Below are 20,376 nucleotides of genomic sequence, written 5' to 3'. Positions count from 1 at the left end.
GCATGGCAAGAATTATCGCAGTTACCAACCAAAAAGGTGGTGTTGGCAAAACCACTACCTGTGTCAATTTAGCGGCGTCACTGGCGGCAATGAAGCGCCGAGTATTATTAATCGATTTAGATCCGCAAGGTAATGCGACCACTGGAAGTGGCTTTACCAAAGAAGAATTAGACACGAGCGTCTACGACGTATTGATTGGTTCTCATGGCGTAAAAGAAGTCATGAGAAAAAGCATGCCTGGAGACTACTGGGTATTGCCTGCAAACGGTGATTTAACGGGTGCGGAAGTTGTTTTACTTGATTTACCAAGCAAAGAAACTCGTCTGCGCGCAGGTTTGTACGAAGTCGACAATGACTTCGATTACATACTGTTAGACTGCCCGCCTGCATTGAATATGTTGACGGTAAATGCCTTAGCCGCTTCTCAAGGCGTATTGATTCCTGTGCAGTGTGAATACTACGCTTTGGAAGGATTAACGGCGTTATTACAAACGATCAATCGTATTACTCAAGCGTTAAATCCATCTCTAGAGGTCGAAGGTATTTTACGAACCATGTATGATCCTCGTCCCAGCTTAACGCATGATGTATCTAGCCAACTTCATAAACATTTTGGCAGTAAAGTTTATGATACCGTGATCCCTAGAAATATTCGTTTGGCGGAATCTCCAAGTTACGGTTTACCTGTCTTGCATTATGAAAAACAGTCTCGTGGCGCTATCGCTTACCTCGCATTAGCAGGTGAGTTTATTCGAAAATCTGTTGCATAATTACTGTTTTATAAGCGTAGTTTAATACCAATTAGGGTTAATGAAATGACGATGAAAAAAAGAGGTCTAGGTCGTGGCTTAGATGCATTATTGGCACCACAAGCGACGCCAACCAATGAGGCTGAAAGTGGCTCTAATAATGAACAAATAAAAGGCCTGACTTACTTACCTGTGGAATGGCTTTCTAAAGGCAAATTCCAACCTCGTCGTGACATGAATCCTGCGCAATTAGAAGATCTAGCGGCTTCAATTCGTAATCAAGGTATTATGCAGCCTATCGTTGTGCGACCAAGTGGTCATAATCAATACGAAATCATCGCCGGTGAGCGCCGTTGGCGTGCTGCAAAATTGGCAGATTTAACGCAAGTTCCTGTTATCGTTCGTCATGTAGAAGATGCTGATGCTGTGGTTCTTGCTTTGATTGAAAATATTCAACGTGAAGATCTTAACCCAGTCGAAGAAGCACTGGCGTTACAGCGTTTGGTCGAAGATTTTCACCTTACCCAACAAGAAGTTGCGGATACTGTTGGTAAATCTCGTTCGACCGTAGCGAATTTATTGCGCTTGTTAGGTTTGACGCCGGAAGTTCGTCGTTTGTTAGAGCATGGCGATATTGAAATGGGTCATGCGCGAGCTTTATTGCCTTTAGAGCACGACAAACAAATTCAAGCTGCATCACAAGTTGTTACTAAATCCTTATCTGTCCGTGAAACAGAAAGATTAGTGAAAAACTTTCAAGTTGTTGAAACAAATGAAGATAACAAGCCTTCCCTGCCTGATTTAAGTGCAGAAGCAGAACGCATTAGTCAAAAAATTAATGCTGCGGTAAAAATACAGCCTTCAGCCAAAGGAAAGGGCAAGTTGGTTATTGAGTATCGTAACCCTGAACACCTAGAACTCTTGATCAGCGAACTGCTTGCAGGGAAATGAAGCAATTCGTGACAAGTGCTTTTTTCTATCTAGACAAGATGGCTAGAAAGTGATCGTGAGAATCAGTTTAAGTTGAACACAGCAGCTATTACCCATATAATGCCTCGAATTTTGTAAATCATCACATTGATTGCACTTTTATAGTGCGAAAAGAGAGTTGGGTAATGGAGACAAAAAAGCCACTAAGCGCGAGTGCAATTATAAGCGCTAAAAAGAAGGCTATATTTCGTTTCCTTTTATTGCAATTTTTACTCACTTTTTTAGTTTCTTTGGGAATTTTTTACATTGCTGGTGGTCTGTATGGGTACTCGTTTATATTAGGTGCTTTAACCAGCATATTGCCGAGTGTTTATATGGCTTGGCGAATCTTTGGTTACAAAGGGACGCGCCCAGCAAAAGATGTCGTTAGATCATTCTATCGAGGAGAAGCTGGTAAATTAGCTATGACAGTTGTTTTATTGTCGCTGGTTTTTCTTCTGATAAAACCATTAGCTGCAGGGGCTTTCTTTGCAGGTTTTGGCGGTGCCATTTTGAGTCATTGGCTCAGTCCTATCGTACTAAGAAATACCTAGAACGATAGGTAATAGGATTTTAATCATTGAGAGAGCGTGGATATAAGTATGGGTATTGAAAGTCCAACAGCTTCTTCATATATAAAGCATCACCTTCAGAATTTGACCTACGGTCAACATCCTGATGGAACATGGGGTCTTGCCCATGATGCTAAAGAAGCAGCAGATATGGGATTCTGGGCAATTCATGTAGACACTATGGCAGTTTCGATTGCTTTAGGCTTATTGTTTCTATGGTTGTTCCGTAAGGCCGCAAAGAAAATTTCAACAGATACACCTTCAGGGCTACAAAACTTTGTAGAGCTTATGGTTGAATTTGTTGATGGCAGTGTCAAAGAAACCTTTCATGGTAAGAGCAAGGTCATTGCACCTTTAGCACTTACTATTTTTGTTTGGGTTTTCTTGATGAACTTCATGGATTTAATCCCTGTTGATTTCTTGCCTGCTGTCGCTCAAATGATTGGTACTTCAGTGTTTGGCGCTGATCCTAATCATGTCTATTTCAAATTTGTTCCAACAACAGACATTAATGCCACATTGGGTATGTCACTTTCCGTTTTCGCTTTGATTGTTTTCTACAGCATCAAAGTGAAAGGCATAAGTGGTTTTGTTGGTGAACTGACGTTACAGCCATTTGGCAAATGGATGATCCCTTTCAACTTATTACTTGAAGGTGTTGGTCTACTTGCGAAACCTGTTTCATTAGCATTGCGATTGTTCGGTAACTTGTATGCTGGTGAATTGATCTTTATTTTGATTGCTATATTGCCTTGGGGTCTACAATGGGCTCTGTCTGTGCCATGGGCAATCTTCCATATTTTGATCATCGTGCTTCAAGCCTTCATCTTTATGATGTTGACTATCGTCTACTTAAGTATGGCGCACGAAGATCACTAAGTGTGTGTTCTTTAAAGTAATAATTTTTTAAACCTTATCTAAAACTGTGAAAATGTAGGAGTTAAAATGGAAACTGTAGTTGGTCTTACTGCGATCGCTGTAGCCCTTCTAATCGGTCTAGGTGCCCTAGGTACTGCGATTGGTTTTGGTATTTTGGGTGGAAAATTCTTGGAAGGCGCTGCGCGTCAACCAGAAATGGTTCCAATGCTGCAAGTTAAAATGTTCATCGTAGCGGGTCTTCTAGATGCCGTAACTATGATCGGTGTAGGTATCGCATTGTTCTTCACTTTTGCGAATCCTTTTGTTGCTTTGGTCGCTGGTTAATATTCTGCAAAACTTTGCGGGAATGATTTTTAAACGACTAAAAGCGAGGGTATTAGCGTGAACTTAAATCTCACACTTCTAGGCCAAGCTATCTCGTTTGCTATTTTTGTCTGGTTCTGCATGAAATACGTGTGGCCACCAGTAATTGCTGCGCTCGAAGAGCGCAGTAAAAAAATTGCAGACGGTTTGGAAGCAGCGAACCGTGCTTCACGTGACCTTGAGTTGGCACAAGAACAAGCCACTCAAATCCTACGTGAAAGCAAAGAGAACGCGGCCGAGATTATTGAACAAGCCAACAAACGTGCGAACCAAATGGTCGACGAGGCAAAAGAGCAGGTGATTGCCGATGGCAAGCGTCTGCGCGAAGCAGCTCAAGCAGAGATCGAACAAGACGTTATGCGTGCTAAAGAAGCATTGCGTGCTCAAGTTTCCGTTCTTGCATTTGCTGGTGCCGAGAAGATTTTGGGAGCCACCATTGACGAAAAAGCACATAGCGAGATCGTTGAACAGCTCGCCAAAGAGCTTTAAGCGAGGGTCTAATGGCTGAATTAAAAACAGTCGCGCGACCGTACGCTAAAGCGGTTTTCGAAGTTGCTAGAGAGCAAGGTCACATTGTTGAGTGGGCTGATATGTTAAACGTATTAGCTGCTGTAACGGTTGAACCTAAGCTTAAAAAAGCACTTGGGAATCCAGCTTTTAGTGCGGAAGAGAAGGCAAACGCTCTAGCGGACGTTTGTGCAGAAGTAACGACAGAACAAGGTAAAGCATTTTTGCTTGCTCTTGCTGTGAATAAGCGTTTATCGCTTCTTCCTGCTATTTCTGAGTTATTTTTACAGTTCAAACTGAATTTTGAAAAAGCCGTAAATGTTCAATTTACGTCTGCATTTGAATTAACAGCAGAACAAACACAAGCATTAGCCGCTTCACTGGCTAAAAAGTTGGATCGTACGGTCAACTTAACCAGTGAAACAGACGCAAGCCTAATCGGTGGCGTGGTTATTCGTACAGGTGACTTAATCATCGACGGTTCAGTACGCGGTAAATTAGCGAAACTGGCCGAGGCGATAAACTCCTAGTGTTTCGTTAAATCGAAACCAGGGTTGAGGAATTTAGCATGCAGCAACTGAATCCATCTGAGATCAGCGAGATTATCAAGAAGCGCATCGAGAACCTCGATGTATCTTCTGATGCCCAAAATGAGGGCACAATTGTCAGCGTGGCAGACGGTATCGTTCTGATCCACGGCTTGGCAGATGTTATGTACGGGGAAATGATTGAATTCCCTGGTGGTGTTTATGGTATTGCTTTGAACCTAGAGCGTGACTCTGTAGGTGCAGTAGTACTTGGTAAATACCAAGACCTTGTAGAAGGTCAAAAAGTTAAATGTACAGGTCGTATATTGGAAGTTCCAATCGGACCTGAATTGCTTGGTCGTGTTGTTGACGCATTGGGTAACCCAATCGACGGCAAAGGCGCTATCAATGCAAAACTAACTGATAAAGTTGAAAAAGTGGCGCCAGGCGTAATCGAACGTCAGTCAGTTGATCAACCGATTCAAACAGGTTACAAAGCAATTGACGCTATGGTGCCAATTGGTCGTGGACAACGTGAGTTGATCATCGGTGACCGTCAGATTGGTAAGACTGCATTAGCAATCGACACCATTATTGCTCAGAAAGATTCTGGCATTAAGTGTGTGTACGTAGCGATCGGTCAGAAACAATCTACTATTGCTAACGTTGTGCGTAAGCTTGAAGAAGCTGGCGCAATGGAATACACCACAGTAGTAGCCGCTGGCGCATCTGATCCAGCAGCAATGCTTTACATAGCGCCATACACTGGCTGTACTATGGGTGAATATTTCCGTGACCGCGGTGAAGACGCATTGATCATTTATGATGATTTGACCAAGCAAGCTTGGGCTTACCGTCAGATCTCTTTGCTTTTACGTCGTCCGCCAGGTCGTGAAGCCTACCCAGGTGACGTATTCTATCTTCACTCTCGTCTTCTTGAGCGTGCATCACGTGTAAACGTTGATTACGTAGAGAAATTCACCAATGGTGAAGTGAAAGGCAAAACTGGTTCTTTGACCGCATTGCCAATCATCGAGACTCAAGGTGGTGACGTATCTGCATTCGTACCAACCAACGTTATCTCCATCACAGATGGTCAGATATTTTTGGAAACGAGCTCGTTTAACGCCGGTATTCGTCCAGCAATGAACGCAGGTATTTCGGTATCTCGTGTAGGTGGTGCAGCACAAACTAAGATCGTCAAGAAACTTGGCGGTGGTATTCGTCTTGCATTGGCTCAGTACCGTGAATTGGCGGCTTTCGCTCAGTTCGCATCTGACCTAGACGAAGCGACTCGTAAGCAGTTAGAGCACGGTAAACAGGTTACTGAACTGATGAAACAAAAGCAGTTCTCACCTATGTCTGTAGCTGATATGGGCGTAGTTCTTTACGCTGCTAATGATGGCTTCCTTGAAGATGTTGAAACAAGCAAAATTGGTAGTTTTGAAACTGCTTTGTTGAGCTACATGAACAGTGAACACACTGATCTTATGGCTGACATTAACAAAACTGGTAATTTTAACGGCGAGATTGAAGCGACATTTAAAGCGGCAATCGAGAAGTTTAAAGCGACGCAAACTTGGTAATGAGTTTGGTGACAAGCGATTAAAGCTTGTCACCACTTTCTTGCAGTTTGTGAAATAACATTCTCACAAGGGCAGTTCTATTATGGCAGTCGGAAAAGAGATACGTACTCAGATTTCGAGCATTAACAATACGCGTAAAATTACTCGTGCTATGGAAAAAGTAGCGGCAAGTAAAACGCGTAAAGCTCAGGATCGTATGGCCGCTTCTCGTCCGTATGCGGAACGAATTCGCCAAGTAGTTGGTCATTTGGCCAACGCGAATCCTGAGTATAAACACCGTTACCTTACCGAACGTGAGGCGAAGCGTGTTGGTTATATCGTAATCTCTTCTGATCGTGGTTTATGTGGTGGTTTGAACGTTAACGTGTTCAAAAAAGCCATTAGAGATATGAAACAATTTGCTGATACTGGTGTTGAAATCGACATCTGTGCAATCGGCAGCAAAGCCGTTTCATTCTTTCGTAACTACGGCGGAAATGTAACAGCAGCCTTCACCGGTTTAGGTGATGCACCAAAAGCTGACGATTTAGTCGGTAGCGTAAAGGTGATGCTAGACGCATTTGACGAAGGTCGTATCGATCGTCTTTATGTGGTTTCAAATGAGTTCGTGAATACCATGACTCAAAACCCGACGGTTGAACAACTTTTGCCATTAAAAGCGGAAGAGAATACAGAGTTAAAGCACCACTGGGATTACATTTATGAACCAGAAGCCGTTGAAATTTTGAACGAATTATTGGTTCGCTATATTGAATCTCAAGTATATCAGTCAGTGGTTGAGAATATTGCGTGTGAACAAGCAGCTCGTATGCTTGCTATGAAAAACGCAACAGACAACGCCGGCGATATCATTGATGAATTGCAGTTGGTGTACAACAAGGCTCGTCAAGCAGCGATTACTCAGGAAATTTCTGAGATAGTCAGCGGCGCGGCAGCGGTTTAAGGTATTTAGGTATTTAAGAGGATCCGAACATGAGTAGCGGACACATCGTACAGGTTATTGGCGCGGTAATGGACGTGGAATTCCCACGTGATAGCGTGCCAAAAGTATATGATGCCCTGACCATTGAGGGTAAACAGTTGGTGTTGGAAGTTCAACAACAACTAGGCGACGGTATTGTTCGTACCATCGCAATGGGTTCCACTGACGGTATTAAACGTGGCTTGGTTGTAGAAAATACAAACAAACCAGTTTCTGTGCCAGTTGGTACTAAAACACTAGGACGTATTATGGACGTTCTAGGTAATCCGATTGACGAAAAAGGCCCAATCGGCGAAGAAGAGCGTTGGTCAATTCACCGTTCAGCTCCTTCTTATGCTGAGCAGTCTTCTAGCAACGAATTGCTAGAAACGGGTATCAAGGTTATTGACCTTGTTTGTCCTTTCGCGAAAGGTGGTAAAGTTGGTCTGTTTGGTGGTGCCGGTGTAGGTAAAACCGTAAACATGATGGAACTTATCCGTAACATCGCAATCGAGCACAGCGGTTACTCTGTATTCGCTGGTGTTGGTGAGCGTACTCGTGAAGGTAACGACTTCTACCACGAGATGACTGACTCGAACGTAATCGATAAAGTATCTCTAGTATACGGCCAAATGAACGAGCCACCAGGTAACCGTCTACGTGTTGCTTTGACTGGTTTGACAATGGCTGAGAAGTTCCGTGACGAAGGTCGTGACGTACTTTTCTTCGTAGATAACATCTACCGTTACACGCTTGCGGGTACAGAAGTATCTGCATTGCTAGGTCGTATGCCATCTGCGGTAGGTTACCAGCCTACACTTGCTGAAGAGATGGGTGTTCTTCAAGAACGTATCACCTCTACTAAGACTGGTTCTATCACGTCTGTTCAAGCGGTATACGTACCTGCGGATGACTTGACTGACCCGTCTCCAGCAACAACGTTCTCTCACTTGGACGCAACCGTTGTATTGTCTCGTGACATCGCATCTTTGGGTATCTACCCAGCGATCGATCCTCTTGATTCTACTTCACGTCAGCTTGACCCATTAGTTATCGGTCAAGAGCATTACGACGTAGCACGTGGCGTTCAAATGGTATTGCAGCGTTACAAAGAATTGAAAGACATCATCGCAATCTTGGGTATGGACGAGTTATCTGAAGAAGATAAACAAACGGTTAACCGTTCTCGTAAAATCCAGCGTTTCTTGTCTCAGCCTTTCTTCGTAGCAGAAGTATTCACTGGCTCTCCAGGTAAGTATGTTTCTTTGAAAGACACGATTCGTGGCTTTAAAGGCATCTTGGATGGTGAGTTCGATGATCTTCCAGAGCAAGCGTTCTACATGATTGGTAGCATCGACGAAGCTGTCGAGAAAGCTAAGAAACTTTAACCATCACGCGTAGCAAAAGCGTTGTAAAACGCTTTTGCTAAGTATGACTAAGAGAGGCAACTTATGGCTATCACAGTACACTGCGATATCGTAAGCGCTGAACAAGAGATTTTTTCCGGTACGGTACAATCTCTTGTGGCTGCAGGCAGCTATGGCGATTTGGGCATTATGCCTGGTCACGCGCCATTGTTGACTACTCTGCAACCAGGTCCTGTTCGTGTGGTTAAAGAAAATGGTGACGAAGAGATAATCTTCGTGTCCGGTGGCTTCCTAGAAGTTCAACCGCACCGCGTCACCGTCTTGGCTAACACAGCCACTCGTGCAAGAGATCTGGACGAAGAGGCGGCACTAAAAGCTCAGGAACATGCTAAAGAGCTTTTGGCTAACCAAAAACCTGACGTCGACTACACTCGTGCGACAGTGGAACTAGCAGAAGCTATGGCCCGCTTGCGTACTATTCAGCAGTTCCGCGATCACAAATAAGCGGTAATGTTGAGTTTGAAGTCAAAAAAAGCAGCTTTCGAGCTGCTTTTTTATTGTCTGCTATTTAGGGTATGTTATTTAAGGGCCTGTTATTTAATAGAAAAGTCGCCTCTTTAAAGCATCTTCCACAGTGTATCGAAGATGATCTGTTGTGCTTTGGCGATGTCTTTAGATTCCAATACCACGGCAGAAGGGAAGTTGTTACTTGCTAAAGAAATAATCGCACACTTTGGTGGATAGATAGCGATATAGCTAGCGTCGACCGAACCTTCCGTTTTAATCCACTTACGTTCCGACAACTGTGCTTCCTCACCACCATCCCCAAGGGCTATAACTTTTACGTTAATACCAAGCTTTACACGTTGTTTTGTGTAGTTTGGAAAAGGGCGATACAAGAATGGACGAATCGGCTTGGATGAAAACACACAGTATTCTTTGTGGTCTTGTTGCGATACCACGTTTAAAATATCGCGCAAAACCCACTCTATGCCATCATCGCCTTCGTAATAGCGAACATGAGTTTGATGATAATCTGGTTGCTGCTGATGTAAGTTAGGAATGATAGTGTTCTTCAGATTTTCGATGGTTTTGTCTAGGCGGTTGCGTTTTTCTTCCGCTAGGTTTAACAGAATGTCTGGGTTTTCAGCGGTAAATAATCGGCGTTTTCCTTTTGGAAAGTAGCTAACGATGCCTTTGCTTTGTAACTGTTTTAGCGACTCATAGGCCGTACCGCGATTGATGCCGCTGTGTTCGGCAATATCTCGAATGGAAGAAGGTCCTAGCTTTAATAGTGTTTGGTAAAGTTGTGTTTCTCTTGGTGTTAAACCAAGCATTTCAAAAGCTTGCTGAATCATACGGCTCACAGTACATGGTAATTATTTATAGAATGTAATCTGTATTTTCTAAGTTCACAGAATACACTCATTGACATAAAAAGCGCAGGGTAGAACCTTCTGCGAGGAGAGAAAAGTGACAAACGATCAACGATTTGGTGGTATTCGCCGTTTATATGGAGATGCCGCGTATGAGTTTTTTAATCAAGCTCACGTTTGTGTCATCGGTATTGGTGGCGTTGGTTCTTGGGCAGCAGAAGCACTGGCACGTTCAGGTATTGGATACATTACCCTTATTGATATGGACGATGTTTGCATTACTAATACCAACCGCCAGATTCATGCTCTAGATGGCAATATAGGTCAGTCAAAAGTGGATGTGATGGCGGAACGTATTAAGTTGATTAACCCTGATTGCCAAGTAACCTGCATAGAAGACTTTATTACCCCTGAAAACATCTCTGAGCTGCTCTCTACGCCGTTTGATTACATTATTGATTGCATTGATAGCATCAAGCCAAAAGCCGCTCTGATGGCGTGGAGTAAGAGTAACAAGCGTAAAGTCATCACAGTCGGTGGTGCGGGCGGTCAAATGGACCCAACCAAAATACTCATCGGCGATCTCTCTAAAACCGAAAAAGATCCACTTGCTGCCAAACTACGCAACTTCCTGCGACGTTATTACAACTTTACCCGCAATCCGAAACGCCGCTTTGACATTGAATGCGTGTATTCCACCGAGCAATTACGCTACCCGCAAGGCGACGGCACGGTTTCCCATCAGCGCTTAAAAGGCGATACAGAAACCAAAATGAACTGCGATACCGGCTTTGGCGCCAGCACCGCAGTGACCGCTTCCTTCGCGTTTGTCGCGGTGTCGAGAGTGTTGGAAAAACTGGCGCAAAAGGCGAATTAACGCATGACACCAAACATAATGACCTTCTTTGAACGCTTTGAGGCCGATATTCTATCGGGCAAGAAGACCATTACTTTGCGCGATGAAGCGGAAAAACACTATGTTCCCGGTTCGGTTGTAACCGTATCTACCTTTGAAGACGGTCGTGAATTTTGTCGATTAAAAATATTGTCTGTCGAGCCGGTCTTGTTTGACGCTCTAACGGATTATCATGCCGAGCAAGAAAACATGACCTTGGATGAATTGAGGGAAGTGATTCAGGTCATTTACCCAGGGATTCAACATTTGTATTTGATCTCTTATCAGCTGGTTGATGCATGACAGACAAACAGATTCTGCTTATTTATGACAAAGAATGTCCAGCTTGCCATTTTTATTGCCAGATCGTTCGCATACGTCAAAGCGTTGGCGAATTAGTACTGATTGATGCGAGAGAGAATCCTCAAGTGTTACAAGAGATTACCGCGCAGGGCTTGGACATAGATCAAGGCATGGTATTGAAAATGGATGGACAGCTCTATTATGGCGCGGATGCTATCCAGCTTTTAGCCTTGCTTAGCAGCCGATCTGGCGTGTTTAATCGTCTAAATTATTGGCTGTTTAGCTCCAAAAAAGTCGCTGCTATTTTGTACCCAATACTAAGATCTTGCCGTAATGTGTTGTTGAAAATCTTGGGCAAGACGAAGATTAACAACCTAAAGAAAGATGATAACGAACGGTTTTAGTTCGTTGCTACCTTGCTCAAAATCGCCAACACACCATTGGTTCTAGAGCTGGTTAGATAACTTGATAAGTTAAGTTCCGCCAGCTCTGCTTTTAGGTCCATTTGTTGAATATCCGCTAGTGTTTTTCCTTCTACCAAGCTGAGTAGGGCGACAAGTACGCCGCGCATGAGCTTGGCGTCGCTGTCGGCTTTGAAGTGACGTAGTCCATCGTTTTCTTCCATGATGAGCCAAACGGCGCTTTCACAACCTTTTACCTTGTTGTCTTCGGTTTTTTCTTCAACGGACAGTCGCGGTAAGGTTTTGCTTAACGTCACTAAAGCCTTAAAGGTTTCTTCTTTGCTTCGGCAAGCTTGTAGCTGGGCTTTTATGTTTACTGGCTTTTGTTGTCCTAAAGAGTCCGTCATAGTGTTACTCATCGTTTAATAGGTCTATAGCTTCGAGCAGTACATCGCAGAAGCGGTTAGCTTCTTCCATGGTGTTGTAACAAGCAAAAGAAGCGCGCAAGGTACCAGCAACACCAAGTTGTGCCATTAACGGATGGGCACAGTGACTGCCAGCTCGAACCGCGACACCTTGGCTGTCTAGATAAGCATTCAAATCTAAGATATGAATATTGGGTACACTTATGGACACTAACGTGGTGTTTTTCTCGGGCGAATAAATCTCGATTCCACCTTCTTTATGAAGACGAGAATATACGTGCGTGGCGAGGGATTGTTCCCAAGCTAATAATGAAAGACGATCCTGAGAGTTAAGGAAATCACAGGCTGCCGCCAAGCCAATAACGCCTTCGATGTGAGGTGTTCCTGCTTCTAAGCGATAAGGAAGCACATTGAATTCAGTGGCTTGATACGAAACATGGCGCACCATTTCGCCGCCCGTTTGGTACGGCAGCAGAACTTCCAAAGCGTGACTTTTACCATATAACACGCCAATACCTGTTGGAGCATACATCTTGTGGCCAGAGAAGACATAAAAGTCACAGTCTAATACTTGCACATCAATAGGATAATGCGCCACGGCTTGAGCACCATCGACAAGGGTAAAGGCGCCTTGTTGCTTGGCATGATCGAGCATTGTTTGCAAAGGCGTGCTTGCGCCGATGGCATTGGAAATTTGAGTTGCTGCAAAAATACGTGTTCTATCGGTGAAATAGTGGCTGAATTCGGGCTCCCATTCGCCATTGGATGTTAATGGCAGAATACGTAATCGAGCACCAGTACGAAAGGCTAATTGCTGCCAAGGCACCAGATTGGCGTGATGCTCTAAACTGGTGATGAGGATTTCATCGCCTTTTTCGAGCAAATGCTCTAAACCCAAAGCAACCGTATTGATGGCTTCTGTTGCACCTTTTGTCCAAATCACATGACTTTGTTCGGGTGCATTGATAAAGCTTGCCACTGTGTCTCGGGCTTGCTCAAAACGATTGGTTGCTCGATCACTAAGAAAGTGCGCGCCACGATGAACATTAGCGTTGAAGTTTCGGTAATAGTCCTGAATGGTATCTAAAACCGGTAATGGCTTTTGTGTCGTCGCCGCATTATCTAAATAGGTTAACGGATAATCATAGGCTGGCTGCGCCAAAATTGGGAATAGGTGACGAAGCGAGGAAGGGTCAAAAGCCATGGATACTCTACTTTGGGGTTGTCTACTTTGGTTTTGAACAATGGGCGGATTTTAATTGGTGATGCTAGTGGCTTAAAAGTCTGAACCAAAAGTCATGAAATCTGCGCTAAATTGGTGAAATTGTACCTTAACTTCCATCAAAATCGTGAATTATTGGGCTTTTACTTGCGTTTTTTTAAGACAACTATAATGATTGATAACAGATACTAGATGACAAACTAGAAAAGGTACAAAACGGTGGCAGATTTTTTATATAAAGGTGTGGTGGATTGGTTCTTGGATCAGATGTCACAAGAGGCCATTGTGCCTGGTGATAAAATGCCGTCCTTACGAGCTTTATCGAAACAATTGGGCCTAAGCTTAAATACGGTCATACATGGTTATGAGTTGTTAAGCGAAGATGGTTGGATCGAGTCTCGCCCCAAATCTGGCTACTTTGTTTGTCACCGTAGTGAGACAAAACCTGCACTGTTATTGGCTGGCGACGAATTACGTGAACTCGCCAAAGACGGTACTAAACCGGCTTGGGCATGTCTTGCTCATCGAGCGGCCTTGGTTGATCAAAGCGACGCTTTTTTAAGCCCAGCAACACGTCAGGAAGAAGTAAGCCTTCCTGTCTTAGGCAAAGGCCATTTGGCAGCCCGTGAAGCGGTTAGTGAGCATTTAAAAGGGCTGGGTATCAAAGCTCATGCATCACATCTTTGGTTAGGGCGCTCTCCTTTAGCAATCTTCACCCAAACCGTACAAACACTGACTCAACGTGGCGATAGTGTATTGGTGTTAACGCCTTGCGATCCTAGAATTACCACCACCTTGCAGAGCTTAGGGCGACAAGTGATTGCCCTGACGGCTGGCGAGCGTGGTGTTGATTTAGACTTAGCGATTCGTTGTTTACGTGATAAATCCATTCGTCTGGTTGTCTTGCCGGGGCAGTTCTCGTTTCCTGCTGGCCAGTTGGTGAGTAATTTAAGTTTGCGTCGTTGGTTGGCGATTATCGAAGAAACCAAATTGCCAGTGATCGAGTGGGACTTATGCTCGCATTTGGCATATCGAGCGGGATCCATGATGACCTACAAGTCACTGGATTCGTCTGATCAGATTGTTTATATCGGCGGAGTGGAATCAAAAGGCGTAGATCGCTCTGCAAGCTGGTGTTTGCCTGGTAAGCATCAAGCCTTGTTGGAAGGCGCTTTCTTAGGCGCAGATATGGCGTTGAGTGATGCTCAACAAATGGCCTTGAGTGATGCATTACAGCCTAATAGTAAGCGCTCATTAACGAAACGTGCTCGAGAGGTTTGGGCGAATTCGGAGCGTGTTAAAGCGCATCTTGAAACACGTCTTGGTGAGCATGTCAGTTTTGCTGCCAGCAAAGGCGGAATGTCGCTTTGGATGCGTCTGTCCAAGCCATTAGAAGTCGCTAGCATGACCGCCTTGCTAGCCAGCTTTCGCCACGCGATTGTGCCCGGTGCCTTGGTTAGCCATGAAACAGATGCCAATCATTGGTTGGCAGTGAATGTAACCTTGGATGATGTGGAGCCTCTAGCAAAAGCCTTGGCTGAGCATTTGGTTGTTGATGAAGTTAAGCCGATTATTGAGCCGGAAGAACCAAGCATTGAAAAGGCCGATGAGCAAGCTGTAGAGACTCTTGAGCCAGTGGAAGAAAACGAGCAAGCTGAAGAGCTTGTCGAAGCGATAGAAAGTGATTTAGCGCAGCCTGAGAAGGAAGCTAAAAAGTCTCGTAATGCCACTACTGAACCGCTTTATAACCCGATGTTGGATCTCATCAATCACGATTTTGGTTAAAAACTGAAGGGTTTAACTTTTAATTTAAATTAAATAATAAAGGCCAGTTTTGCTGGCCTTTATTATTTGTCAGATCGGTTGTTGTTTGTCAGCGAGGCTATGGTTGGCTCGCGGCCCTGAACATATCTAGGTCTTTATCATAGATCTCGCTGTCCATATCAAAGGCGCCCATGACACTGTGGAAAATATTGGCTTGAGTGCTTTGTTCTCGGGCCTTTAATTTATCGACAGAAATATGTTTCTGCTTAATAAACGATGGCGACATCCACACTAAGAACGGCACTTTTAATTGTTGTTCTGGCGCAATGGAATAGGGCGTTCCGTGTAAATAAATACCACCTTCGCCAAGTGACTCGCCATGGTCAGATACATAAAGATAAGCGCTAGACGTATTATCTAAATCTGCGAGTGTCAGACGTAATTGATCCAGAAAATGGTCGTTGTACAAGATAGTATTGTCATAGGCATTGATCAATTCCTCTTGTGTGCAGTTGCTTAGTTCAACGGAGCGACAGACAGGTTTGAAAACCTCAAACTCTTTTGGATATTTCGTGTAATAAGATGGCCCATGACTGCCTGTTTGATGCAGAACCACAAAGACTTTTTGTTTATCCGATGCCTGAATTTGCTCGGCTAGATGGCTTAGCAACAAACCATCGAAATCACACTCCTCACCTTCACAGTTGTTTTTAAGATCACCACTGCTGAGGTAACTAGACACCTTAATCGGCGGTTCTCCCCAGTTTTTGGTGCGCCAAAAAACGTCAATGCCTTGTCTTTGCAGGTAACTTGGCAAAGGTTCGAAGTTCTCCGAAAACACACCGCTTGGATTGGTATGGGAAAGAATACATTTCACCGATGCTGTGGTGTAGCTGGCACAAGAGGTCGCATTTTTTAAGGTGACGACATTTTCAGATGCGGTTAGCAAAGGATTGGTTGGTTTGTTATAGCCGTATAGGGAAAAATTCTCCGCTCGTGCTGATTCACCAATAACTAAGACAACGACGGTTTTTTCATTTGAACCAAATGTCGCGTCTGGTAAGAGGGTTTGTTCGACGTTTTCTTTTGCTTGCTGGCTTTGAAAGCGTATCGCATTTCCCACATATGACCATGGCATGATAATACCGCCTAGATGTTTGGCGTGTTTATCAATCCAAAGCCAGTTGCTTTGTGACTGCCAAATCCAAGTAGAGGTGGCTATGACAGTGATAATGAGATGCACGAACAACCGCACTCTCGATGTTTTTTGAATCGACGCACGAATGATTAACCAAGCTGGTAGGACACCAAGCAGAATAAAATAGAGAGCCAGCTTCGGGCTTAAAAATTGCTCAGACTCAGAATATTGGGTATTAAAAATATTGCCCATCATGGTTCTGTCTAAGATGACGTTATAAGTCACCACGAAATACACGGCTAATGAGTTTGCCAATGCAAACACCACACACACAGCTTTACCTAAGCGTCTAGATAAAATAAACAATACATAAAGCACAAGAGTGGTGACTAGATAAATAGCGGCAAAAACAGTCAGGAGTGTTTGCAGACTATTCAGCGTAAAGCCATCTAGATTTTTTATCGAAAAAGAAAACAAAGGCCAGTTGTAGAGCGACGCATTCAATAGCGCTAGCCAAATAATAAAGCTTGATGTGCTCGGTTTTGTTTTAAAACCCTGTTTGAAAAAAGTGCCTAGGCGTGTCGTGAATCGAGATAAAACGGTTTGATTACGCTTCATGTGTTCCTGTTGACCTTGTTGTTTCTAGATTAAGAAAAATCTAGATAGAAAAGAGTGTCTAATTATTTACCTATTAACGAGGATTTCATTCTTTTCATCAATCTTTCTTTTGCATTTTGTTTGCGAACTTTACACAAAATCACAAACAAAAACATAACTATTCATTTTTGGTTATATCAAAGATTTCTAATTCACTTATTTTTCACCCACTATGCATAAAATGTGAGCATCGAAGTTATATCTCTTTTTGCCAAAAGGTATGGGGGTTTTATGCGTTGCCACTTAACTAAAATGTCGACTAATTATAAATTGCTGCTAGATCAAGCAAGATCAAGCAAGGCTGTCGTTCCCCAATCTAGTATTCAAATTCTACTTTTGGTTGCCGTTTTATTGGCAAGCACGGCTATGATTGGCGATTTACTTGGTGGTTACCATTTTGGCTTTATGGAAATAAACCGTCTAAGCGTTTATATACCTTCTTTTCTATTAGAAAATATGACGGTATTTGGCGATGGTGTATTTTTATTGGCTTTAGTGTTGTTGTTTTCTTGCCGTAATATCCGTTTTCATTGGACAGTGTTATTCACCACATTACTTGGTGCCATCGTAGTTAACTTACTTAAGGATTATTTTGTGATGCCGCGTCCACCGGCAGTGCTTGATCCTGAAGCCTTTAATCTTTTGGGCAGAGCCTATAAAGCACGTAGCTTTCCTTCTGGCCATAGTTTAACGGCATTCTTATTAGCAAGTGTGTGTTTTTGCTACGTGCAAAATGCTTATGCTAAAGCGACGTTTATCCTGTTGGCGGTATTGGTTGCCTTGAGTCGAGTATTGATCGGTGTGCATTGGCCAATGGATGTTTTAGTTGGTGGCGCATTGGGTGTGATATTAGGTGTTGGTGGTGTGATGATTACCGCAAAATGGAAGTTTGGTTTGTGCGCTTATGTGCACCTATTTACGCTAAGTTTGTTGGTTATAGCCTGCATCATGGTGTTTGTGGATGGTAACGATTATAAGCTCGCTTTACCTTTGCTATATGTGGTTTCAGCCGCGGCTATTATTCGCACAATGAAGAGTTATGTTTTTGTTCGTTGATTCATAGACTTGATGTAACCCACGTAAAAAGGCGCTACGACAGCGCCTTTTTTATCGCATTTAGCATGCTTGAATGATCTTTGTAATCTAGTGGAATTGGCGTAAGTTTATCGCCTAATAGCAAGGCTAAAGAGGGAAAAGAATTCAAGCCAAGATGTCGAGCTTGCTCTATTTCTTCTTCCAATAAACGCTTATTTTTAACGTGTTGCATGGTTTTTTGAAAACCGTCTGCATTCATGCCTATGTGTTCTGCGCATTCAACGAGAGTGTCTAAATCTGATGGGTTTTTAGCATTCAGGTAATACGCCTCTTGGATGGCGTGATACATCTCTTCTTCTAGCCCGATGTCTCTTGCGACATAACAGGCTCTGCATGCTGGGTAAGTTGAACGGCGTGGCAACGCGGTCTTCCAGAAATCGAAGTTAAATTCTGTGCCTAGAGTGCTTTGAATATTTTTCCATGTGGCTTCTAGCTTGCCTTTCATCTCATCTGACATGGCAACATCAGAATCAATAGCAAGACCACCCAACATAGGCTGAATGGTTAATTGATCCGCATCGACCAAGTCTTGTAAGGCTTTTTGTAGCTTGGTCCAAGTAGGGCGGAATCCCCAACACCAGCTGCACATAGGGTCGTAGCAGTAAATCAGTGTGGCGGTCATGGATAGCTCCTGTAAATATAGAAAAAAGCGAGGCCATAAGGTAACAGCCTCTTTAGCTATAAAACAACAAACAAAAACAACCGATATAAAAAAACGGCTTCAATATGAAAATTGAAGCCGTTTTTTTGAATTGTGCTGTAGCGACTAAATGTTAGCTTAGCCCTTTAAAATAGCGGCAATAGCATCACAAAGCGGATCCATATTCTCATGAGTCATACCAGCAACACTAATACGCCCTGAGCCAACAATGTAGATGCCGTACTCTTTGCGCAACTGTGCCACTTGATCTGGTGTCAGGCCAGAAAAAGAGAACATGCCTTGCTGATGTGAAATAAACGAAAAATCTTGGCTGACGCCTTTGATTCGTAGTGTATTCACAAACAAGCTACGCATTTCATGAATGCGAGTACGCATTGCTTTGACTTCACTTTCCCATAGAGCAAATAGCTCAGGATCATTCAGAATTTCGGCAACAACCGCAGAACCATGAGAAGGCGGATTTGAATAATTTGTGCGAATGCAGCGTTTAATCTGCGTGAACGCTGTTTCAGCTTGTTCAGCTGTTTCACACAAAATCGTCAGTGCACCAACTCGTTCGTTGTAGAGACCGAAATTTTTGGAAAACGAGCTGGCAATCAGCATCTCTGGAACGTGCTCTAAGAAAGTACGTAAGCCTTGAGCATCTTCTTGTAAACCTTGGCCAAAGCCTTGGTAAGCAAAGTCAAACAATGGCAAGAAACCTTGTTTACTGCATAGCTTAGCCAATTGATACCACTGCTCTGGCGTTGGATCTATGCCAGTTGGGTTGTGGCAGCAGCCATGAAACAAGACAACATCGCCTTCAGGAACTTGAGACAAGCTTGCCAGCATGGCTTCAAAGTCTAACGATTTATTATCAGCATTGTAGTAAGCATAACTGCCAACTTCTAAGCCAACAGACTGAAAAACCGACTGATGGTTTGCCCATGTTGGGTTACTTACCCAAATAGTCGCTTCTGGTAAGTGTTTTTTAATAAATTCTGCTGCGACGCGCAATGCGCCTGTGCCGCCAGGGGTATGGGCTGTTTGAGCAAGCTGTTTGGCTATAATATTGTGTTCTTTACCAAATAAAAGCGTTTGCACGGCAGATCGATAAGCGGGTGCGCCTTCGATGCTTAGGTAGCTTTTGGTTTTTTCTTGGGCTAACAAACGTTCTTCTGCTTGTTTCACCGATTTTAAAATCGGTGTATTGCCTTGTTCATCTTTGTATACACCAACGCCCAAGTTAATTTTATTGGGATTTGGATCATTTTTGTAAGCGTCATTCAGGCCAAGAATTGGGTCTGCTGGAGCAGCTTGGATATGTTCAAACATGGTAACTCCCCCAAGAGGGTTATTTTCTTTTTTTATTATGGATTAGAAGATATAAAAATCAGACCGTATGGTACTCCAACACGTGAGTAACCGCTATAAGTTGACGGAAAAGGGCAAGAATTAACTGTATAAAAATGTAGCTGCTTACGCCAAATAAAGCCGCTTTTTGAAGCCGATAGGAAAAAAGTAACAACACTTGGGTTGATGGGAAGAGAATTTTTGAGTTAAAAAAATATTCCGACCTAACTAGATAGCTAGGTCGTATTTAGGTTACTTTGAGGATCAGCTAATTAGAAGGAATTAATCGTCCCAACCATTTGAGATATCATGGTTTAAACGTTTTTCTTCTAAATGCTGTTCAATTGCACGTCTGGCTTTTAACATACGTGCCGCGTCTTCCTTTTGATTCCGATCCTTTGTTTCATTATCCAAGCTTATGGAAGCGTGCATTATGTCGGTTTTTACTTCAGTTAGTGTTTCAGCAAAATCACTCATCGTTATACCCTTTTGGACGTTCGACGACATTCAAGTGCATAGATCACTGTCATCGACAGTTAAAAAAAGTCAAAATAGACAGACAACTTATTTCAAGCTAATAAAAAACCCAAATAGATTGAAAATCAACCTATTTTTACGCGTTTTTTG

At 43.3% G+C, this 20,376-nt stretch carries 23 protein-coding genes; 16 read left to right on the top strand and 7 right to left on the bottom strand.

Annotated elements, in window-relative coordinates; genetic code table 11:
- The first annotated feature begins 2 nt into the window (after positions 1-2).
- From CYL31_RS00475 to CYL31_RS00425, 11 genes are all read left to right on the top strand, one after another.
- A complete protein-coding gene (locus CYL31_RS00475) occupies positions 3-770 on the top strand; it encodes a ParA family protein (protein ID WP_212917055.1) in 768 nt (255 codons plus the stop codon).
- 45 nt (positions 771-815) lie between these two features.
- A complete protein-coding gene (locus CYL31_RS00470; protein ID WP_212917054.1) occupies positions 816-1,700 on the top strand; it encodes a ParB/RepB/Spo0J family partition protein in 885 nt (294 codons plus the stop codon).
- A gap of 164 nt (positions 1,701-1,864) precedes the next feature.
- Positions 1,865-2,272, top strand: coding sequence for an ATP synthase subunit I (locus CYL31_RS00465; RefSeq protein WP_198432079.1), 408 nt, complete (start codon positions 1,865-1,867; stop codon positions 2,270-2,272).
- 48 nt (positions 2,273-2,320) lie between these two features.
- Positions 2,321-3,169, top strand: coding sequence for a F0F1 ATP synthase subunit A (atpB, locus tag CYL31_RS00460; protein WP_212917053.1), 849 nt, complete (start codon positions 2,321-2,323; stop codon positions 3,167-3,169).
- A 66-nt stretch (positions 3,170-3,235) separates the two neighbouring features.
- Entirely contained in the window at positions 3,236-3,493 is a 258-nt protein-coding gene (atpE, locus tag CYL31_RS00455; RefSeq protein WP_012072127.1) for a F0F1 ATP synthase subunit C, read from the top strand.
- Positions 3,494-3,550: 57 nt separating this feature from the next.
- A complete protein-coding gene (locus CYL31_RS00450; RefSeq protein ID WP_212917052.1) occupies positions 3,551-4,021 on the top strand; it encodes a F0F1 ATP synthase subunit B in 471 nt (156 codons plus the stop codon).
- 11 nt (positions 4,022-4,032) lie between these two features.
- Positions 4,033-4,569 (top strand): F0F1 ATP synthase subunit delta, encoded by a 537-nt coding sequence (locus CYL31_RS00445; RefSeq protein WP_212917051.1) that lies wholly within the window; start codon positions 4,033-4,035, stop codon positions 4,567-4,569.
- 38 nt (positions 4,570-4,607) lie between these two features.
- Positions 4,608-6,152 carry a F0F1 ATP synthase subunit alpha gene (atpA, locus tag CYL31_RS00440; protein WP_012072124.1) on the top strand — a complete coding sequence of 515 codons (1,545 nt, stop codon included), beginning with the start codon at positions 4,608-4,610 and terminating at the stop codon, positions 6,150-6,152.
- An 82-nt stretch (positions 6,153-6,234) separates the two neighbouring features.
- The gene (atpG, locus tag CYL31_RS00435) at positions 6,235-7,095 is read left to right on the top strand and encodes a F0F1 ATP synthase subunit gamma (RefSeq protein ID WP_212917050.1); all 861 of its coding nucleotides are present in this window, start codon (positions 6,235-6,237) and stop codon (positions 7,093-7,095) included.
- Positions 7,096-7,124: 29 nt separating this feature from the next.
- Complete coding sequence (gene atpD, locus CYL31_RS00430) at positions 7,125-8,501, top strand: F0F1 ATP synthase subunit beta (protein WP_012072122.1); 1,377 nt, start codon at positions 7,125-7,127, stop codon at positions 8,499-8,501.
- Positions 8,502-8,564: 63 nt separating this feature from the next.
- Entirely contained in the window at positions 8,565-8,984 is a 420-nt protein-coding gene (locus tag CYL31_RS00425; RefSeq protein ID WP_072839335.1) for a F0F1 ATP synthase subunit epsilon, read from the top strand.
- 113 nt (positions 8,985-9,097) lie between these two features.
- Here CYL31_RS00425 and CYL31_RS00420 read toward each other — a convergent pair whose 3' ends face one another.
- Positions 9,098-9,838, bottom strand: a complete 741-nt coding sequence (locus tag CYL31_RS00420) for a TrmB family transcriptional regulator (RefSeq protein WP_212917049.1) — start codon at positions 9,836-9,838, stop codon at positions 9,098-9,100.
- A gap of 115 nt (positions 9,839-9,953) precedes the next feature.
- Here CYL31_RS00420 and tcdA point away from each other — a divergent pair, with 115 nt between their 5' ends.
- From tcdA to CYL31_RS00405, 3 genes are read left to right on the top strand one after another with little or no spacing between them, the layout of a single operon-like run.
- Positions 9,954-10,733 (top strand): tRNA cyclic N6-threonylcarbamoyladenosine(37) synthase TcdA, encoded by a 780-nt coding sequence (tcdA, locus tag CYL31_RS00415; protein WP_212917048.1) that lies wholly within the window; start codon positions 9,954-9,956, stop codon positions 10,731-10,733.
- A 3-nt stretch (positions 10,734-10,736) separates the two neighbouring features.
- Positions 10,737-11,054 carry a N(4)-acetylcytidine aminohydrolase gene (gene yqfB / locus CYL31_RS00410; RefSeq protein WP_212917047.1) on the top strand — a complete coding sequence of 106 codons (318 nt, stop codon included), beginning with the start codon at positions 10,737-10,739 and terminating at the stop codon, positions 11,052-11,054.
- Entirely contained in the window at positions 11,051-11,458 is a 408-nt protein-coding gene (locus CYL31_RS00405) for a DCC1-like thiol-disulfide oxidoreductase family protein (RefSeq protein WP_212917046.1), read from the top strand. Before yqfB ends, CYL31_RS00405 begins: the two co-directional genes overlap by 4 nt.
- On the opposite strand, the gene CYL31_RS00400 is transcribed toward CYL31_RS00405, so the two are convergent.
- Together CYL31_RS00400 and CYL31_RS00395 are read right to left on the bottom strand one after the other, a co-directional pair.
- Positions 11,455-11,862 (bottom strand): SufE family protein, encoded by a 408-nt coding sequence (locus CYL31_RS00400; RefSeq protein ID WP_249411649.1) that lies wholly within the window; start codon positions 11,860-11,862, stop codon positions 11,455-11,457. The genes CYL31_RS00405 and CYL31_RS00400 overlap by 4 nt on opposite strands.
- 4 nt (positions 11,863-11,866) lie before the next feature.
- Positions 11,867-13,084, bottom strand: coding sequence for an aminotransferase class V-fold PLP-dependent enzyme (locus CYL31_RS00395; RefSeq protein ID WP_212917044.1), 1,218 nt, complete (start codon positions 13,082-13,084; stop codon positions 11,867-11,869).
- 237 nt (positions 13,085-13,321) lie between these two features.
- Between CYL31_RS00395 and CYL31_RS00390 the strand changes: the two genes are divergently transcribed.
- Entirely contained in the window at positions 13,322-14,887 is a 1,566-nt protein-coding gene (locus tag CYL31_RS00390) for a GntR family transcriptional regulator (protein WP_212917043.1), read from the top strand.
- 97 nt (positions 14,888-14,984) lie between these two features.
- On the opposite strand, the gene eptA is transcribed toward CYL31_RS00390, so the two are convergent.
- The gene (gene eptA, locus CYL31_RS00385; protein ID WP_212917042.1) at positions 14,985-16,622 is read right to left on the bottom strand and encodes a phosphoethanolamine--lipid A transferase EptA; all 1,638 of its coding nucleotides are present in this window, start codon (positions 16,620-16,622) and stop codon (positions 14,985-14,987) included.
- Between the two features lie 270 nt (positions 16,623-16,892).
- Between eptA and CYL31_RS00380 the strand changes: the two genes are divergently transcribed.
- Positions 16,893-17,717 carry a phosphatase PAP2 family protein gene (locus tag CYL31_RS00380; protein WP_212917041.1) on the top strand — a complete coding sequence of 275 codons (825 nt, stop codon included), beginning with the start codon at positions 16,893-16,895 and terminating at the stop codon, positions 17,715-17,717.
- Positions 17,718-17,751: 34 nt separating this feature from the next.
- Here the strand turns inward: CYL31_RS00380 and CYL31_RS00375 are convergent, their stop codons facing one another.
- The 3 genes from CYL31_RS00375 to CYL31_RS00365 form a co-directional block, all read right to left on the bottom strand.
- Positions 17,752-18,378 (bottom strand): DsbA family protein, encoded by a 627-nt coding sequence (locus CYL31_RS00375; protein ID WP_212917040.1) that lies wholly within the window; start codon positions 18,376-18,378, stop codon positions 17,752-17,754.
- 156 nt (positions 18,379-18,534) lie between these two features.
- On the bottom strand, positions 18,535-19,731 hold the full coding sequence (locus CYL31_RS00370) for an amino acid aminotransferase (RefSeq protein WP_212917039.1): 1,197 nt from the start codon (positions 19,729-19,731) through the stop codon (positions 18,535-18,537).
- 300 nt (positions 19,732-20,031) lie between these two features.
- On the bottom strand, positions 20,032-20,226 hold the full coding sequence (locus tag CYL31_RS00365) for a PA3496 family putative envelope integrity protein (RefSeq protein WP_212917038.1): 195 nt from the start codon (positions 20,224-20,226) through the stop codon (positions 20,032-20,034).
- Between the last annotated feature and the right edge of the window lie 150 nt (positions 20,227-20,376).

This window comes from Marinomonas sp. A3A (genome assembly GCF_018336955.1).
Lineage (GTDB): Bacteria > Pseudomonadota > Gammaproteobacteria > Pseudomonadales > Marinomonadaceae > Marinomonas > Marinomonas lutimaris.
Note: the sequence above shows the minus strand (reverse complement) of the source record. Positions and strands in the feature narration are given on the sequence as shown.

Coding starts and splice junctions, on each gene's coding strand:
- CYL31_RS00475 (WP_212917055.1), top strand. CDS start 3: ATGGCAAGAATTATCGCAGTTACCAACCAAAAAGGTGGTGTTGGCAAA.
- CYL31_RS00470 (WP_212917054.1), top strand. CDS start 816: ATGACGATGAAAAAAAGAGGTCTAGGTCGTGGCTTAGATGCATTATTG.
- CYL31_RS00465 (WP_198432079.1), top strand. CDS start 1,865: ATGGAGACAAAAAAGCCACTAAGCGCGAGTGCAATTATAAGCGCTAAA.
- atpB (WP_212917053.1), top strand. CDS start 2,321: ATGGGTATTGAAAGTCCAACAGCTTCTTCATATATAAAGCATCACCTT.
- atpE (WP_012072127.1), top strand. CDS start 3,236: ATGGAAACTGTAGTTGGTCTTACTGCGATCGCTGTAGCCCTTCTAATC.
- CYL31_RS00445 (WP_212917051.1), top strand. CDS start 4,033: ATGGCTGAATTAAAAACAGTCGCGCGACCGTACGCTAAAGCGGTTTTC.
- atpA (WP_012072124.1), top strand. CDS start 4,608: ATGCAGCAACTGAATCCATCTGAGATCAGCGAGATTATCAAGAAGCGC.
- atpG (WP_212917050.1), top strand. CDS start 6,235: ATGGCAGTCGGAAAAGAGATACGTACTCAGATTTCGAGCATTAACAAT.
- atpD (WP_012072122.1), top strand. CDS start 7,125: ATGAGTAGCGGACACATCGTACAGGTTATTGGCGCGGTAATGGACGTG.
- CYL31_RS00425 (WP_072839335.1), top strand. CDS start 8,565: ATGGCTATCACAGTACACTGCGATATCGTAAGCGCTGAACAAGAGATT.
- CYL31_RS00420 (WP_212917049.1), bottom strand. CDS start 9,838: ATGATTCAGCAAGCTTTTGAAATGCTTGGTTTAACACCAAGAGAAACA.
- yqfB (WP_212917047.1), top strand. CDS start 10,737: ATGACACCAAACATAATGACCTTCTTTGAACGCTTTGAGGCCGATATT.
- CYL31_RS00405 (WP_212917046.1), top strand. CDS start 11,051: ATGACAGACAAACAGATTCTGCTTATTTATGACAAAGAATGTCCAGCT.
- CYL31_RS00400 (WP_249411649.1), bottom strand. CDS start 11,862: ATGACGGACTCTTTAGGACAACAAAAGCCAGTAAACATAAAAGCCCAG.
- CYL31_RS00395 (WP_212917044.1), bottom strand. CDS start 13,084: ATGGCTTTTGACCCTTCCTCGCTTCGTCACCTATTCCCAATTTTGGCG.
- eptA (WP_212917042.1), bottom strand. CDS start 16,622: ATGAAGCGTAATCAAACCGTTTTATCTCGATTCACGACACGCCTAGGC.
- CYL31_RS00380 (WP_212917041.1), top strand. CDS start 16,893: ATGCGTTGCCACTTAACTAAAATGTCGACTAATTATAAATTGCTGCTA.
- CYL31_RS00375 (WP_212917040.1), bottom strand. CDS start 18,378: ATGACCGCCACACTGATTTACTGCTACGACCCTATGTGCAGCTGGTGT.
- CYL31_RS00370 (WP_212917039.1), bottom strand. CDS start 19,731: ATGTTTGAACATATCCAAGCTGCTCCAGCAGACCCAATTCTTGGCCTG.
- CYL31_RS00365 (WP_212917038.1), bottom strand. CDS start 20,226: ATGAGTGATTTTGCTGAAACACTAACTGAAGTAAAAACCGACATAATG.